Origin of the sequence: Streptomyces sp. GESEQ-4 (genome assembly GCF_017948455.1) — a bacterium.
In the GTDB taxonomy this organism is placed as follows: Bacteria; Actinomycetota; Actinomycetes; order Streptomycetales; family Streptomycetaceae; genus Streptomyces.
Genome location: NZ_JAFFSU010000009.1, coordinates 104,057 through 119,328, shown reverse-complemented (window position 1 = coordinate 119,328; position 15,272 = coordinate 104,057). Strand labels below are relative to the sequence as shown.

Annotated in this window: 12 protein-coding genes; 4 read left to right on the top strand and 8 right to left on the bottom strand. The window is 69.1% G+C overall.

Annotated features, from left to right (window positions below; translation table 11 throughout):
- Positions 1-8 precede the first annotated feature (8 nt).
- Both KCH48_RS19305 and KCH48_RS19300 read left to right on the top strand, forming a co-directional pair.
- Positions 9-1,118, top strand: coding sequence for a pectinesterase family protein (locus KCH48_RS19305; RefSeq protein WP_210575681.1), 1,110 nt, complete (start codon positions 9-11; stop codon positions 1,116-1,118).
- On the top strand, positions 1,060-2,151 hold the full coding sequence (locus tag KCH48_RS19300; protein ID WP_210575680.1) for a dienelactone hydrolase family protein: 1,092 nt from the start codon (positions 1,060-1,062) through the stop codon (positions 2,149-2,151). Before KCH48_RS19305 ends, KCH48_RS19300 begins: the two co-directional genes overlap by 59 nt.
- Positions 2,152-2,156: 5 nt before the next feature.
- Here the strand turns inward: KCH48_RS19300 and KCH48_RS19295 are convergent, their stop codons facing one another.
- Complete coding sequence (locus tag KCH48_RS19295) at positions 2,157-4,355, bottom strand: family 43 glycosylhydrolase (RefSeq protein ID WP_210575678.1); 2,199 nt, start codon at positions 4,353-4,355, stop codon at positions 2,157-2,159.
- 203 nt (positions 4,356-4,558) lie between these two features.
- Here KCH48_RS19295 and KCH48_RS19290 point away from each other — a divergent pair, with 203 nt between their 5' ends.
- The gene (locus tag KCH48_RS19290; protein ID WP_210575676.1) at positions 4,559-5,713 is read left to right on the top strand and encodes a right-handed parallel beta-helix repeat-containing protein; all 1,155 of its coding nucleotides are present in this window, start codon (positions 4,559-4,561) and stop codon (positions 5,711-5,713) included.
- A 97-nt stretch (positions 5,714-5,810) separates the two neighbouring features.
- Here KCH48_RS19290 and KCH48_RS19285 read toward each other — a convergent pair whose 3' ends face one another.
- From KCH48_RS19285 to KCH48_RS19275, 3 genes are all read right to left on the bottom strand, one after another.
- Positions 5,811-7,493, bottom strand: a complete 1,683-nt coding sequence (locus KCH48_RS19285) for a rhamnogalacturonan lyase B N-terminal domain-containing protein (protein WP_210575675.1) — start codon at positions 7,491-7,493, stop codon at positions 5,811-5,813.
- Positions 7,494-7,575: 82 nt separating this feature from the next.
- Positions 7,576-8,433: a hypothetical protein gene (locus tag KCH48_RS19280; protein ID WP_210575674.1), complete on the bottom strand. Its 858-nt coding sequence runs from the start codon at positions 8,431-8,433 to the stop codon at positions 7,576-7,578.
- Positions 8,430-8,996 carry a SigE family RNA polymerase sigma factor gene (locus tag KCH48_RS19275; protein WP_210575673.1) on the bottom strand — a complete coding sequence of 189 codons (567 nt, stop codon included), beginning with the start codon at positions 8,994-8,996 and terminating at the stop codon, positions 8,430-8,432. The genes KCH48_RS19280 and KCH48_RS19275 overlap by 4 nt, the downstream gene beginning before the upstream one ends.
- A 250-nt stretch (positions 8,997-9,246) precedes the next feature.
- On the opposite strand from KCH48_RS19275, the gene KCH48_RS19270 reads away from it, so the two are divergent.
- Positions 9,247-10,701, top strand: coding sequence for an NCS2 family permease (locus KCH48_RS19270; RefSeq protein WP_210575672.1), 1,455 nt, complete (start codon positions 9,247-9,249; stop codon positions 10,699-10,701).
- A gap of 78 nt (positions 10,702-10,779) precedes the next feature.
- Here the strand turns inward: KCH48_RS19270 and KCH48_RS19265 are convergent, their stop codons facing one another.
- The 4 genes from KCH48_RS19265 to KCH48_RS19250 all read right to left on the bottom strand — a co-directional run bounded on the left by KCH48_RS19265 (position 10,780) and on the right by KCH48_RS19250 (position 15,255).
- Positions 10,780-12,228, bottom strand: coding sequence for a penicillin-binding protein 2 (locus KCH48_RS19265; protein WP_210575671.1), 1,449 nt, complete (start codon positions 12,226-12,228; stop codon positions 10,780-10,782).
- 65 nt (positions 12,229-12,293) lie between these two features.
- Entirely contained in the window at positions 12,294-12,968 is a 675-nt protein-coding gene (locus KCH48_RS19260; protein WP_210575669.1) for a response regulator transcription factor, read from the bottom strand.
- Positions 12,965-14,254: a sensor histidine kinase gene (locus KCH48_RS19255; protein WP_210575667.1), complete on the bottom strand. Its 1,290-nt coding sequence runs from the start codon at positions 14,252-14,254 to the stop codon at positions 12,965-12,967. The genes KCH48_RS19260 and KCH48_RS19255 overlap by 4 nt, the downstream gene beginning before the upstream one ends.
- Positions 14,251-15,255: a hypothetical protein gene (locus tag KCH48_RS19250; RefSeq protein ID WP_210575665.1), complete on the bottom strand. Its 1,005-nt coding sequence runs from the start codon at positions 15,253-15,255 to the stop codon at positions 14,251-14,253. Before KCH48_RS19250 ends, KCH48_RS19255 begins: the two co-directional genes overlap by 4 nt.
- Positions 15,256-15,272: the final 17 nt, after the last annotated feature.

Below are 15,272 nucleotides of genomic sequence, written 5' to 3'. Positions count from 1 at the left end.
GTACCCGTATGCCCTCGCAGTTCCCGTTGTCCCGCCGAGGATTCCTCATGGCGTCCGCCGCGGCGGGCGCCGCCCTCGGTCTCGCCTCCGCCCCCGCGCGGGCAGGCGGCAGACCGCGACCGTTCGGCCGATACGGCTCACCGGCCGCCCGCCTCACCCCGAAGACTCTGTACGTCGACCCGCGCGGCCAGGGCGACTTCACCTCCGTACAGGCCGCCGTGAACGCCGCGACCGGCAGCGGCTGGACGCTGGTCCTGGCACCCGGCACCTACCGGGAGACGGTCGCCGTCGACGCCACCCGGACGGAAGCGACCTGGATCGGCGCCTCGGAGAACCCCCGCGATGTCGTGATCGTGTACGACAACGCGGCGGGCACTCCCAAGCCCGGCGGTGGCACGTACGGCACCAGCGGGTCCGCCACCACCACCGTGCAGGCCGACGGGTTCACCGCGCGGGACATCACCTTCGCCAACGACTGGCTCCGCGCCGACCACCCCGAGATCACCGGCACCCAGGCCGTCGCCATCAAGGTGCAGGGCGACCGCTCGGCGTTCTGGCGGTGCCGGTTCCTCGGACATCAGGACACGCTGTACGCCGACTCGATGGCGCTCGGCACCTTCGCTCGGCAGTACTTCGCGCACTGCTACGCCGAGGGTGACGTCGACTTCGTCTTCGGGCGGGCCACCGCCGTGTACGAGCACTGCCGCTTCCACACGCTGGCCCGGGACGTCGACTTCACGCCCAAGGGCATGGTGTTCGCGCCGTCCACGGCCCGTGCCAACCCGTACGGCTACCTGGCCGTGAAGTGCCGTATCACCAGCGGCGCGGAGGACGGGGCGTACAAGCTGGCCCGGCCCTGGGTGCCGAGTTCCGACACCACGGCGCGGCCCGCCCTCGTCGTGCGCGACACCTGGATGGGCACGGGCATCGACGCCGCCGCGCCCTACACCAACATGGCCTCCGGCTTCCCCTGGCAGGACCAGCGGTTCGCCGAGTACCGCAACACCGGCCCCGGCGCCGTGATCAGCGTCCCGGAGAACCGTCCCCAACTCAGCGCCGATGAAGCCGAGTCGCACACTCGGAAGGCGTACCTCCGTGACTGGCGCCCCGCTGCCTGAGTTCCACTCCACCCTCAAGGACGACCTGCGCTTCCCGCTCGCCTGGGGCACCTCGCCGATCCGGGACTTCGAGGAGTGGCGGCGGGCGGCGCGGGCCAAGGTGGAGGAACTGCTCGTTGTCGGGCGGCAGGACGGGGTCCCGTACGCGCCCGAGGTCACGGACGCCGTACAAGACGCCTTCTGCACGCGGGAGTTGGTCTCCCTCTCCCTCACCCGCTACGAACGCGTCCGCGGTGTCCTGCTCACCCCGCACGGCCCCGGGCCCTTCCCCGCCGTACTGCTGCTGCACGACCACGGGGCCACGTTCGACATCGGGAAGGAGAAGCTGGTCCGGCCCTGGTACGACGACACCCGGCTCGCCTCCGCGTGGGCCTGGGCGGATCGGCACTTCAGCGGCAGGTTCATCGGCGACGAACTCGCCCGGCGCGGGTATGTCGTCCTCTGCCTGGACGCGCCCGGCTGGGGCGACCGCGGGCCCCTCGCCTATGACCAGCAGCAGGCCCTGGCCAGCACCTTCTACCACCTCGGCTCCTCGCTCGCCGGGCTCATGGCCCGTGAGGACGCTCGCGCTGCCGACTTCCTGGCCGGCCTGCGCCACGTGCGCACGGTCGCCACGCTCGGCTTCTCCATGGGCGCCTATCGCGCCTGGCAGACGGCCGCGCTGACCGACTCCGTCGCGGCCACCGCGGCCGTCTGCTGGATGACCGGCCTGAAGGAAATGATGGTGCCCGGCAACAACACGCTGCGCGGGCAGTCGTCGTACTACATGCTCCACCCCGGGCTTCCCCGGTTCCTGGACTACCCCGACGTGGCGGGCATCGCCGCACCCAGGCCGATGCTCTTCTTCAGCGGCGCCCTGGACCCGCTCTTCCCCGCCGACGGCGTACGGGTGGCCCACGACAAGCTGACCGCCGTCTGGCGCTCGCGCCACGCCGAGGAGCGGCTGCGGCTGAAGACATGGCCCGACCTGGGCCATGTCTTCGACGACCGCATGCAGGACGAGGTGTTCGCCTGGCTCGACACCGTCCTGTGAGTGAGCTACTTCCGTACCGGCCTGATCGACTCCAGGGTCGGCACCACCGGCTTGATCGTGCCGTCGGCCGCGAACTCCATGCGGTCGATGGTGGTCTCGCGGTGGGTGCCGTCGCCGCCCGCCTTGCCGGGGCCGTTCAGGGCGAAGCGGTGGTAGACCATGTACCAGTTGTCCGTGCCGGGGGTGTTCACCACCGAGTGGTGGCCGGTGGCCTTGATGCCGTACTCGGGCCGCTTGGAGAGGATCGTGCCCTTCTTGGTCCAGGGACCGAGCGGGGACGGGCCCGTGGCGTACGCGACGTGGTAGTTCTCGCTGCGGGTGTCGTCCTCGGACCACATGTAGTAGTAGGTGCCCTTGCGCTTGATCACGAAGGCGCCCTCGCGGAAGTTGTCCGGGGTGATGTCCTTCACCTTGGTCGCGTCGAAGGACACCATGTCGTCGTTCAGCGGGACGACGTAGCCGCGCCCGTTGCCCCAGTAGAGGTACGACTTCCCGTCGTCGTCCGTGTAGACCGAGGGATCGATCATCTGGCCCTGGAACTGCCCGCCCTTGGCGACCAGCGGCTTGCCCAGCGCGTCCTTGAACGGGCCGGCGGGGGAGTCCGCGACCGCGACGCCGATCTGCTGCTCCGCGCAGAAGTAGAAGTAGTACTTGCCGTCCCGCTCCGCGATCGCCGGCGCCCAGGCGTTCTTGTCGGCCCAGGACACGTCAGGGCCCAGGTCGAGGATCTCGCCGTGGTCCTTCCAGTGCACCAGGTCCTTGGAGGAGAACGCCTTGAACTTGGTGCCGCTCCAGCCGGGGAAGCCGTCCGTCGTCGGGTAGATCCAGTAGCGGCCGTTCATGTACTTGACGTCGGGGTCCGCGTACAGGCCGGGCAGGACAGGACTGCGGGTCGGCACCGCCTCCACCGTCCACTTGCGCTTCGTCCCATCCGCCGCCGTCACGGTGTACGTCTGCGGCTTGCGGAAGTCGCGGCGCGTACCCGAGGCCGGGCTGACCTTGGCGCCCGCGCCGACCGCCAGCTTCGGGGCGAGGCGCCTGAGGTCGGCGTTCGGCTCCATCGGCAGAACGACCTTGTTCGCGGCCTCGGTGACGATCGCGTAGCCCTCCTGGTCCTTCGCCGTCACGTCGACGATCGAGGTGGGGCTCGCGGGATACGCGGCCAGCAGGCGGTCGTACTCCTTCTGCGTCACCGGCATGACCGTGCCGTGCCGCGGGCTGGTGGGCAGCTGGTAGTTCTGCGACGGGGTCCACTTGCCCGAGTCGAGGTCGGTGGTTTCGAAGGGGATGTAGCCCCGGCCGCCGTACTCGTCGATGAACAGGTACCACTTCTCCTCGGTGTTGGACTTGAACACCGTCGGGCCCTCACCGCGGTCCATCGCCCCGTTGCCGATGCAGTCCGCGACGAAGTCGTACTTCGTGGAGGTCAGTGTCCGCGACTTCTCCCCGGTGATGAACTTCGCGCAGGGGCTGGAGGAGTTCGGGTCGCGCTCGTCCTTGGTGTAGCGGTAGTACGTGCCCTTGTGGTTCACGACCGTTGAGTCGATGACCGAGTAGCCCGGGTCGTTCCAGACCTTGGGCTCGCTGAAGGTACGGAAGTCCTTCGTGGTCGCGTACATCATTTTGTTGTACGTCGAGCCGGTGTGGTCCGGGTCGTCGTCGGCGTACAGCTTCGAGGCCCAGAAGACGACGAACTCGCCGAGCTTCTCGTCCCAATAGGCCTCAGGGGCCCAGGTGTTGCCCGCGTTGTCGGGGGACACCTTCACCAGGCGCTGGTCGGTCCAGTTCACCAGGTCCGTGGACTCCCAGACCATGATGGACTTGCTGCCGTGGCGCTGGACGTGGTCCCAACTGCCGCTGCTGTTCTGGTACATGCGCAGATCGGTCGCGATCATGTAGAACTTGTCGCCCTCGGGGGCGCGGATCACGAACGGATCCCGCAGGCCCTTCTCGCCGATGGTGGAGGTGAGCACCGGCTTTCCGGCGTTCAACTCCCGCCAGTGCAAGGGATCGTTGCCGCGGCTGAGGGCGTAGCGGATCTGCTCGCCGTCGGCGGTGCCCTCGCCGGTGAAGTAGGCGAAGAGATAGCCGGCGTACTTGGACTTGCTCACGGGCGGCGCTCCTGATTGCGCGGTGCCGGCGGGGGCGGTGATGAGGGTGAGGAGGAGGGCGAGACAGGCGACGAGCACGGCTCTGGGGCGCATGGGCAGTCCTGTAGGAGTGTGGGCGTTTCTGTTGGATGATGCGGCGCCTTCGGAGTGTTACCAGTGGGAAACAGCACGTCAATCGGTAGGCGTGAGATGAAGGGTGGCGAAAGTTTCGGTCGCTTTCGCCAGGGACACGGCAACCTCTTACGGTCACGGCGGCGACTGCATCGCGTCCCCATCCCCCAGGAAAGGAACGCCCCGTGCGGCTCAGCACCGGACGCCACCGCAGAACGCGCACCCTCTCGATCGCGGCGGCGGTGGCCGTCTCCGCCGGCGCCGGCGGCGTCTACCTCGGACTGTCGAACGGCGGCGCCCAGGCAGCCGCGACGACCGTCACCGTCTCCAGCACCGCCCAGCTGGAGTCGGCCGTCGCACGCGCCGCCGCGGGCACCGTCATCCAGGTGCGCGCCGGCACGTACTACCCGACGGCCACCCTCAAGTCCACGGCCGACGGCACCGGTTCGAACCGCATCACTCTGCGGGCCTACGGCAGCGAGAAGGTGAAGATCGACGGCTCCAAGCTGCCCGACGGCTCCTGGCTGGCCGGGATCTACGGCGACCACTGGACCGTGCAGAACCTCACCTTCCAGAACTCCCCGGCCCAGGGCTTCGTCGCCACGTCGTCCGTGGGCGGTGTCTTCAAGAACCTGGTCACCGCCGACAACGGCGACTCCGGGTTCACCCTGCGCGGCGACGGCACGAGCGACAACCTCGTGCAGAACCTGGACAGTCACGGCAACTACGACCCGGCCGGGCACGGTCAGAACGCCGACGGGATCGCCGTGAAGTTCGGCTCCGGGACGGGCAACAGGATCACGGGCGCTCGCCTCTACAACAACTCGGATGACGGGCTCGACCTGTGGCAGTTCTCCTCGCCGGTCACCATCGACCACGCCTGGGCCTTCGGCAACGGCAAGAACCGGTGGGGCGACTCCGCGTTCGAGGGCAACGGCAACGGGTTCAAGCTGGGTGGCGGTGGCGCCACGGTCGCGCATGTCGTCAACAACAACGCGGCCTGGGGCAACACGCTGCACGGCTTCACCGAGAACTCCAACACCGGCGCGATGGCGCTGCACCGCAACACCGCGTACGCCAATGCCGAGGCCGGTTTCTACTTCGCCACGGGTAAGGCGCGGCTGGCGCGGAATCTGGCGGTGGGCAACAAGGGCGGGTTGTCGAAGGTGGGTTCCCGTACGGTGTGCGCCGCGAACAACTGGGACGGCGGGGTGAGTACGCCGGGCTTCAAGTCGACGGATGCGGCTACGGCGTACGGGGCGCGTAAGGCGGACGGCTCGCTGCCGTCGACGACCTTTCTGACGACGGGTTCCACGGCCATCGGGTCGCCGATGAACTGAACCGGACACACCGAAAGGCCCCGCCGGTCGTCACCGGCGGGGCCTCTCTTTGCCGGCCGAGGGGGGCTCGGGCCGGCGTCTGCTGATCGAGGGGGGCTCAGATCAGCAGGTCTATGCAGTCGAACGACGTGCCCGGGCTGAGGTAGGCCGAGCCGGTCGAACCACTGACGATGTTGAGTTTCAGGACGTTGTACTGACTCACGTCCGTCTTCCACGCACTACTAGGGACGTTGAACGTGAACGTGTGGTTGTGCCCTCGGTACGAACCCGTGGTGAGAGAGCGCGTAGTTGGCTGAGTGGGAGCGGTGGGGATGGCCGAAACCCAGTCGTTCACGGTCACCCGCGGCCGGCCGTTGATGTAGGCCGTGGTGACGCCGACGCGCAGGGTGTGCGCGGAGGCGGCCTGCTCCTCGGTCAGCTTGAAGTAGACGAGGACGCCGTCGTTGACGTCCTTCCACATGTACGCCGGGAAGGACGCGGCCTCGCCGCCGCTGCCGATCGTGACGTTGCCCGTCCACTTCGCCGCGCGGGCGTCGGACGGATGCGCGTACGTCATCAGCTCGGCGTTCTTGAACTCGCCGGGCGTGCCGTCCCAGTCGCCGAGCCGCCAGACGGTCCGCGCGGCGGAGGGGTCGCCGGTGAGGGTGAGGGTGTTGAGCGCCGTGGAGCCGCCCGCCGTCACCTTCACCTCCCGGGTGTGGACGGCGAGTTCGCCCTTGTAGACGGTCAGTGTGTACGTCCCCGGCAGCATCCCCTTGCAGGAGAAGGCGCCGGTGCCGGCGGCGGCCTTCGTCCAGTACTGGGCGTCCTTGTTGGTGAAGCCCACCGTGTAGGGGTACTTGGCGTCCATGCCCTTCAGACCGACGCCCGCCACCTTGCCGCGGCCCGCCTTGCCGACCCAGCCGGTGATGCCGAGGCCGTCGACCCAGGAGGTGTCGAGGTTCGCGTGGAACAGCGAGGACGCGGGGGCACCGCCGTCCGTGAAGGACAGGACGTAGGGGCCCTGGAGACCGAAGCGCTGGGCCTCCGTCTGCGACTGGTTGTAGTGCAGGATCTCGTAGAGGCCGACGCCGAGGTCGTTCGAGTGGCGCAGCAGGGAGCGGTAGAACGGGCCGCCGGACGCCTTCTCGTGGTTGGAGCGGACGAGCCAGAGGCCGACGGAGCCGGTGGTGAAGCCGACGTGGTCGTAGTCGATGACCCGCTTGCCCGAGTAGTGCTTGGAGTGGGTCGTGCCGTCCGCGCGCCGCCAGACGTCTCCCGCCTCGATGACCTTGTCCGAGGCCTCGATCCAGGTGTCCGGTCCCTCGTTCGGGAAGATCCCGGGCTTGAGCCGGACGAGGTAGCGGGTCGCCGTGAAGGAGGCGTCCGCCTTGTCGGTCCACAGGTAGACGTTGTTCTGGCCGCTGCGGGCCGCGTACCACTGGGTGATCACGCCGTGCACGGCCTTCACGAGGATCGTCGACCCGGTCTGCCTGATCGTGACGGTCGACGCGCCGAGGCCGGACTCGACGTGCGAGTGCCTGCCGCCGTACCCCTCGTACTCCTTGCCCTTGTGGACCAGGGACGTGATGTCGCCGGTCGACTTCGAGACCTTGAAGACCAGCGAGGCACCCGTGTCGATCACGTAGTTCGAGCCGTCGTCCTGGTAGCCGAAGGTCGCCGCGGACGCGGATGGGAGGAGGCCGGTGCCGCCCGCGACGGCGGCACCGGTGGCGGCGACACCCATCGCCGAGGCCCCGAGCACGCGTCTGCGTGTGAGGTGCTTCTTGTGCGTGCTCAAGGGGTCAGGCCCTTCGTGCTGGGATCCTTACGTCTCCCGGTCGCCACGCCTGCGGGAAAGGTTGCCGCGTCCTCGGAACTTTTTACGAATCGCCCTCGGACGCCGACTCGTCGCCCTCGTGCGGGGCGAAGTCGCCTGCCACGGACAGCTCTTGGCCCCCTGCGGCGGCCGTCGCCGCGTAGCCGTCGTCCCCCGCGTCGCGCCCGCCGCGCTCATGGTTGTACTGCCCGGCGAACACCCACTCGCCCTTCGGGACCGTACGGCCCTCCTTGAGGACCCAGGTGTAGACGAGGAAGCCGTCCTGCTCGCCGGCGGTGAGGGTGAAGTCCTGCTCGGGCAGCGCGCGCCAGGCGCCGGTGGAGCTCACCCCGCCGGTCTGCTTCACCTTCAACTGGACGGTCAGCGCGGTGAGTTGCTCGTCCGTCCGGACGGTCACATTGCTCTGCGCCCAGAAGTCGTTGCTGTGCGGGTCGACCGAGCCGTCCGACCAGAGCGGGCCGTCCTTCTCGCCGTTCGCGGGCGCCAGGGTGGTGGCGGGCGCGGACGGGGACGCCGACTCGGGGGTGCTCGGTTCCCCGGACTTCGGCGGCGCGCTCCGCGTCGGGTCCACCGGGGGGACGGGTGCGCGGCTCGTCGCGTCCGGCGACGGCGTGGGAGTCGCCGAGACGGCGACCTCCTGCTGCGGGGAGGGTTCGTCCTTCACGGCGGAGGCGACCGCGTACCCGCCGACCGCCAGCACGCTCGCGACCGCCGCGGTGGCGCTGACCACCCGCACCCAGCCGAAGACCGGCGGACGGGTGGCCCGATGGTCCGGCCGGGTCTGCTCGGTCATGCCGCGCTCGACGCGGGCCAGGATGCGCGCGCGGTCGGGCTCGTGCTGTCCGGCCGCCTCGTGCAGCCGGGAGCGCAGTTCGTCGTGCACGTCCCGCCGCATGGTCATCGGTTCCTCCCTCCGGCGTCACTGGTGCGCGCCATTGCCGCGTGCACCCTGGGCGGAGCACCCTGAGCGCCGAGCAGTTTCTGCAGCTCGGCCATTCCCTTCGAGGTCTGGCTCTTCACCGTACCCACCGAGATCCCCAGGGCGAGCGCCGTGTCCTTCTCCGAGAGGTCGAAAGCATGCCGCAGCACCACACAGGCCCGTTTGCGGAACGGAAGTCTACGCAACGCCTCCTGGACATCGACCACGCCCGCGACGTCCGGGTTCTCGGTCTTCTCCTCGCGCTGCGACCAGAACAGGGCGACCCGCCGCCGTTCGCGGACCGCGCTGCGGATCCGGGTGCGGGCGAGGTTGGCGACGACTCCGCGGGCGTAGGCCACCGGGTGGTCGGCGGCGCGCACCCGGTCCCAGCGGTGCCACAGCGCCAGCAGCGCGTCCGCCGCCAGATCGTCGGCGGCGTCCGACTCACCCGTCAAAAGGTGGGCGAGACGGGACAGTTCGGCGTAGTGGCGCTCGAAGAAGGCATGGAACTCCACGGAGGCTGCGTCGTCGACGACTGTGCCCACGGGCGACCTCTCCTGGCTCTGCGTGGCATGTGGAAGACGTGTGATCGTCCGGAGATCATCCGGTCGAGATGCGGAAGCCTAGCAGTGATCGAACACGTGATTCGTACGAGGCTTCGAACACCGTGTGGCAGGTCGCACGGTGAGCAGCCCGGATTCCGTAACACGGGGAAAACCTGAAACGGGTTCGACAGGGGAACAATCCAGCCAGCATCCGCACACTGATCAATCAGGCAGCAAGGAGTCCGTGTCCATGTCCGATTCACAGAAGGTGACCGACCGGCGGGGCCCCGCGCCCTCCGCGGTGAGCAGCCTCGACCGGTACTTCAAGATCTCCGAACGGGGCTCCACCTTCGGCCGTGAGATACGCGGCGGCTTCGCCACGTTCTTCACCATGGCCTACATCCTTGTCCTGAACCCGATCATCCTCGGCAGCGCCAAGGACAAGTTCGGCGAACAGCTCGACCCCGTCCAACTCACCACCGCCACCGCCCTGGTGGCCGCGGTCATGACCATCATCATGGGCATCGGCGGCAACCTGCCCCTCGCCCTCGCCGCCGGCCTCGGCCTCAACGCGGTCGTCGCCTTCCAGATCGCCCCGCTGATGAGCTGGGACGACGCGATGGGCCTCATCGTCCTCGAAGGCCTGCTGATCTGCGTGTTGGTGCTGACCGGCCTGCGTGAGGCCGTCATGCACGCCATTCCGCAGCCGCTGAAGCAGGCGATCAGCGTCGGTATCGGCCTGTTCATCGCGTTCATCGGCTTCGTCGACGCCGGCTTCGTCACCCGTATCCCCGACGCCGCCAACACGACCGTGCCGGTTCAGCTCGGCGGCACCGGCTCGCTCACCGGGTGGCCGATCCTCGTCTTCTGCCTCGGAGTTCTGCTCACCATCGCGCTGCTCGCCCGGAAGGTGAAGGGCGCGATCCTGATCAGCATCGTCGCCATGACGATCGTCGCGCTCATCATCAACTCGATCGCCGACGTCAAGGCCTGGGGGCTGACCACGCCCGAGTGGCCCGACAAGATCGTCGACACCCCCGACTTCGGACTCATCGGCCAGTTCAGCCTGTTCGGCGCGTTCAGCGCGACCGACGTGGGTGTCGTCACGGTCATCCTGCTGATCTTCACGCTGATCCTGTCGGACTTCTTCGACACCATGGGCACGGTCGTCGGCATCAGCGCGGAGGCGGGCCTCCTGGACGAGCAGGGCAAGGTCCCGAACCTCGGCCGGGTCCTGCTCATCGACGGTGCGGCCGCGGTCGCCGGCGGTGCGGCGTCCTCGTCCTCCGCGACGTCGTACATCGAGTCGGCGGCAGGCGTCGGCGAGGGGTCGCGCACGGGCTTCTCGAACCTGGTCACCGGTGGGCTCTTCGCGCTCGCCCTGTTCCTCACGCCGCTGCTGACCATCGTCCCGCTTCAGGCGGCGGCGCCGGCTCTGGTCGCCGTGGGGTTCCTGATGATGACCCAGGTCAAGCACATCGACTGGGACAAGTACGAGATCGCGATACCGGCGTTTCTCACGATCGCCGTGATGCCGTTCACGTACTCGATCACCAATGGGATCGGGGCGGGGTTCCTGGCGTATGTGGTGATCAAGTCGGTGCTGGGGAAGGCGAAGGAGGTTCACTGGTTGCTGTGGGGGGCTTCGGCGTTGTTCCTGGTGTACTTCGCTATTGACCCTATTGAGCAGATTCTCGGCGTGTGAGGTGAGGGTTTGCTGCGCGGTCGGGTGCGGGTCTCGTCGTGGCTGGTCGCGCAGTTCCCCGCGCCCCTGACGGGGCGCCTACTCAACCGCTGCTTGCATCATTGCCTTGGCTATGGGGGCCGCCAAGCCGTTGCCGCTTACTTCGGAGCGGGCCGCGTCTGACTGCTCGACTATCACCGCTACGGCTACTTCCTTGTCCCCGGACTTGGCGTAGGACGTGAACCAGGCATAGGGCGTCTGGCTGTTGTTCTCGCCGTGTTGGGCCGTGCCGGTCTTGCCGCCTACCGTCGCGCCCGATATCTGGGCGTTGGTGCCGGTGCCCTTGGAGACGACCGTTTCCATGGCGGACTGCAGTTGTTCGGCCGTGTCGTCGCTGACGATGCGGGTGGTGTTCGTGTTGTCGTCGTAGTTCTCCAGGGCGTCGCCGCCGCTGTCGGTGATCTCGGAGACCATATGGGGGGTGACCAGCTCGCCGCCGTTGGCTATGGCGGCGGACACCATGGCCATCTGCAGCGGCGTGGCCGTGACGTCGAACTGGCCGATGCCCGTCAGGGCGGTCTGCGCCTCGTCCATCCCGGACGGGTAGACGCTGGGATAGGCCCGCACCGGCACGTCCTGGCTCTCGTCGTTGAAGCCGAACTTCTCGGCCATCGCCTTCACCTTGTCCTGGCCGAGGTCGACGGCCATCTTGCCGAAGACGTTGTTGCAGGAGTACTGCAGCGCGGTGCGGATGGTGGCGTTCTCGCAGGGCGCGGACGCGTTCTCGTTGTCCAGGGTCCTCGTCGTGCCCGGCAGGGGGTACGGGTTGGGGCTGTCCGTCTTCTCGTCGACCGACGAGTACAGCCCGTCCTCCAGCGCGGCAGCCGCGACGACCAGCTTGAAGGTGGAGCCCGGCGGCAGGGGCTGGCGCAGGGCGCGGTTCGTGAGCGGCTTGTCGGGGTCCGCGTTGAGCTTCTTCCAGGCCGCTCCGGCGGTGCCCGCGTCGGTCAGCGACGTCGGGTCGTACGACGGGGTCGACACGACCGCCAGGATCTTGCCGGTCGCCGGGTCGATCGCGACGGCCGCGCCCTTCGTGTCGCCGAGCGCGTCGTACCCCGCCTTCTGCACGGCCGGGTCGATCGTCGTGACCACGTTGCCCGGGTCGGCCCGCTTGTCGGTGACCGTGTCCATCAGGGTCTTCAGCCGGGTGTCCGTGCCGTTGAGCAGGTCCTCGTAGATGCCCTCCAGCTGCGTGGGTGCGTAGCTCTGCGAGGCATAGCCCGTCACCGCGGCGTACAGCTCGCCGTCGGTGTACGTGCGTTTGTACGCGAGGTCGCTGCCCGTCGTCCGTGCCGAGCCGGTGATCGCGTCACCGGCCACGATGATGTTCCCGAGCGGCGACGAGTACGTCTCGATCGCATTCCGCCGGTTCTTGCTGTCGTCCGCGAGTGCCTGGCCGTCGTAGAACTGCACCCAGGTCGCCCTGATCAGCAGAGCGAACACCAGCAGCAGCGTGAAGACCGATACACGCCTGATCGTCTTGTTCATCCCGCCAAGAAGACGAACGAGGGATTGCGGAGGGTTCCGTTCCGACCGCTTTTCTCATCGGGTGTTCATGAAGCCGGCCGGGGTGACCTCAGGAACCCCGCCTCGTACGCGGCGATCACCGCCTGCGTACGGTCCCGCGTGCCGGTCTTCGCCAGGACCGCCGCCACGTGCGTCTTCACGGTGGCCGGGCCGACCTCCATGCGCCGCGCGATCTCCGCGTTGGTCAGGCCGGCCGCCATGAGCCGCAGCACCTCGCTCTCCCGGCCGGTGAGCTTCGCCACCCAGGCGGGCGGAGCGGGGTGCACGCGCGCGTGCTCGGTCGCCAGGGTCCGTACGGCGGACGGGAACAGCAGGGTGTCGCTGCGCGCGACCAGCCGTACCGCCTGCACGAGCGTGTCGGCGTCCGCCCGCTTCAGCAGGAACCCGGCGGCTCCGGCGCGCAGGGCGTCGTACACATAGGAGTCGTTCTCGAAGGTGGTGACGACGACGATGCGGGGTGGTGCGTCGAGCGTGGCGAGGATCTGTTCGGTGGCCCTGATGCCGGTTGCCTCCGGCATGCGGACGTCCATGAGGACTACGTCGGGTTGGAGGTTCCGTACGACCGAGACCGCCTCCGCGCCGGTTGCCGCCTCGCCGATGACCTCCATGTCCGGTTCTGCGGAGAGGATCGCGCGTAGGGCGGTGCGGACCATGCGTTCGTCGTCGGCGAGGACGACGCGGATTGGTGGTGGGCTGGTCATGTGGGGCCTTTTCTTGGCAGGCGTACGTGTAGGCGCCAGGTGTCGTTGATGGGGCCTGCGTGGGCGGTGCCGCCGAGTAGGTGGGCTCGGTCGGTGATACCGCGCAGTCCATGACGGTTGCCGGGATGTTGGTCGTCTGCGGGTTCGTTGTGGCTGGTCGCGCAGTTCCCCGCGCCCCTGAGGGGCGCTCCACCGAGGTCTCTTAGTGGGTTCTCCAGGGTGATGTCCAGGTGGTCGTCGGTGGACTCGATGTACAGGGTCACTTCCTGGTCTCCGCCGTGCTTGAGGGCGTTGCTCAGGCCCTCCTGCACGATGCGGTACGCCTCGCGGGAGACGACCGGCGGGAGGGTCTCGGGGGCGACGTCGATCACGTCCCTGATGCGCAGGCCGGTCGCGCGTGTGATGCGTAGGAGGTCGGCGAGGTCGGCGGCGAGTGTCGGGGCCGGGACGGTCGAGTCGCCGTTTCTCAACACGCCCAGGACGGCGTCGAGTTCGGTCACTGTGCGGCGGGTGGTGTCCTCGATCGCGGCTAGGGCTTCGCGGACGAAGTCCGGGTCGGTGTCGAGGACGCGGCGGGCCGCGCTCGCCTGGAGGGTGACGGCGCTCAGGGCGTGGCCGACGGAGTCGTGGAGTTCGCGGGCGAGCCGGTTGCGTACGGCGAGGTCGGCGGCGCGTGCCTCGGCGGCTGCGAGCCGGTCCTCGGGGGTGGGGCCGAGCAACGCGGGCGCCCAGTGAGCGAGTAGCGCCCCGGACGCGGCCGCGCAGGCGGCGAGGGCGACGAGCATCGCCGCTCCCGCGACCGGGGCGAGCGCCAACGCCCAGGTGTGGTCGAGTGCTTCGGGCACCCCGTCGCGCAGCCCGGCGAAAATGGGCAGCACCATCAGCACGACCGCGAACGGCGGCACCGCGAGCGACATCCCGGCGATGATCCCGCCGAACCCGAGGTGCAGCGTGAACCAGGCCGCCATACGCCCCTTCGCGGACCGGCTCCGTGCGGGCCCGTCGGCGAGCCGGTCCCCGTCCACACCGCACAGCGACCGCACGGCGGCGACCTCGAGCGGCCGGGTCAGCGGGAACAGGGAGGTGAGGGCGGCGAGGGGCAACCCCAGGGCGAACGAGGCGAGTTGGAGGGTGAGGGAGCCGAACACGTCCGTGGAGCCGGTCGACGGGCCGACGACCACCGAGCCGACGAGGACGTACGGCATCGCGAGCGCGCCGCCGAGGATCAGATGGATCCAGCGGCGGCGGGCCCGACGGCCGAACAGGAACCGGGCGAACGTGCTCACGCCGGTTGCTTCGCCGCGGCGGACGAGCCGTCCCTCGTCCCGGCGGACCGCTCCGCGAGGAAGTGGGCGCCGAGGGTCGCCACCAGGATGCCGACGATCATCTGGCCAGCGTAGGCGAGGTGCATCAACGGCGTCGGGCGGTCGGCGATGTCGTCCACCCCCGTCAGGGACGCGAGCGCCAGCCAGCCGCCCCAGCAGGCGGCGGCACCCGAACCGACCCAGGCGAGGGCGAGCGGCGTCGTCACGGGCAGCGCCGGGGCGCTCCGGAAGGCGAGCAGCCAGGCGCCGGTGACGGCGGCGACGAGGAAGAGGGCTGTCATGGCTTCCAGGACGTAGAAGTCGGAGGTACGGTCGCCGGCCCGACCCGCACTGAGCCCGGCCGTACCGCCGAAGGCCCACAGCAGGTGCAGGGTGAGCGGCAGCAGGGCGAGTACGGCGGCGGCACCGGCCGTGACGCGCTGGGCGGCGCCGACCGTACTGCGCGGCAGTTCCCACACGCGTCCGCGCCACAGGTGGCCCCAGCGGTCGCGGGCGTACAGCAGGAACAGTCCGCCGAGGGCCAGGCCCTGCACGATGAACCCGGTGTACACGACCCCGAACACCCACTCGTCGAGGAAGGGCTCCCGCCCGCTGTCGGCGGCCGTGGACACGCTCCCGCCGAGCGCCCTCACGAGGAGCTGCAACGGAAACCCGGTCATGATCGGCGCGAGCAGCCCGGTGGCGACCCACACCGGAAACGCCAGCAGCCACGCGGGCACCCGCAGCCCCCACGGCCGGGTCAGCACCAGTGCCAGCACGATGACGGCACTGTCCAGCACCACGGAGACACTGTTGGCGACGGCCATGGACGTCCGGTGCTCCAGCAGCGAACTGCCGTCCGGAATCCCCACCCGGCTCCCGGCGACCCAGGCGACCTTGAGGGCGAGATACGGCACGCAGGAGACGACGGCGACGGCACGGAGGAGCCGGCGGGGCTTGGTGGCGACGAGTGACGTGGTCATACGTCCACGCTCCCGTG

Excerpts from the sequence above, each read along its gene's own strand:
- KCH48_RS19305 (WP_210575681.1), top strand. The coding sequence starts at position 9 with ATGCCCTCGCAGTTCCCGTTGTCCCGCCGAGGATTCCTCATGGCGTCC.
- KCH48_RS19300 (WP_210575680.1), top strand. The coding sequence starts at position 1,060 with ATGAAGCCGAGTCGCACACTCGGAAGGCGTACCTCCGTGACTGGCGCC.
- KCH48_RS19295 (WP_210575678.1), bottom strand. The coding sequence starts at position 4,355 with ATGCGCCCCAGAGCCGTGCTCGTCGCCTGTCTCGCCCTCCTCCTCACC.
- KCH48_RS19280 (WP_210575674.1), bottom strand. The coding sequence starts at position 8,433 with ATGACCATGCGGCGGGACGTGCACGACGAACTGCGCTCCCGGCTGCAC.
- KCH48_RS19270 (WP_210575672.1), top strand. The coding sequence starts at position 9,247 with ATGTCCGATTCACAGAAGGTGACCGACCGGCGGGGCCCCGCGCCCTCC.
- KCH48_RS19265 (WP_210575671.1), bottom strand. The coding sequence starts at position 12,228 with ATGAACAAGACGATCAGGCGTGTATCGGTCTTCACGCTGCTGCTGGTG.
- KCH48_RS19260 (WP_210575669.1), bottom strand. The coding sequence starts at position 12,968 with ATGACCAGCCCACCACCAATCCGCGTCGTCCTCGCCGACGACGAACGC.
- KCH48_RS19250 (WP_210575665.1), bottom strand. The coding sequence starts at position 15,255 with ATGACCACGTCACTCGTCGCCACCAAGCCCCGCCGGCTCCTCCGTGCC.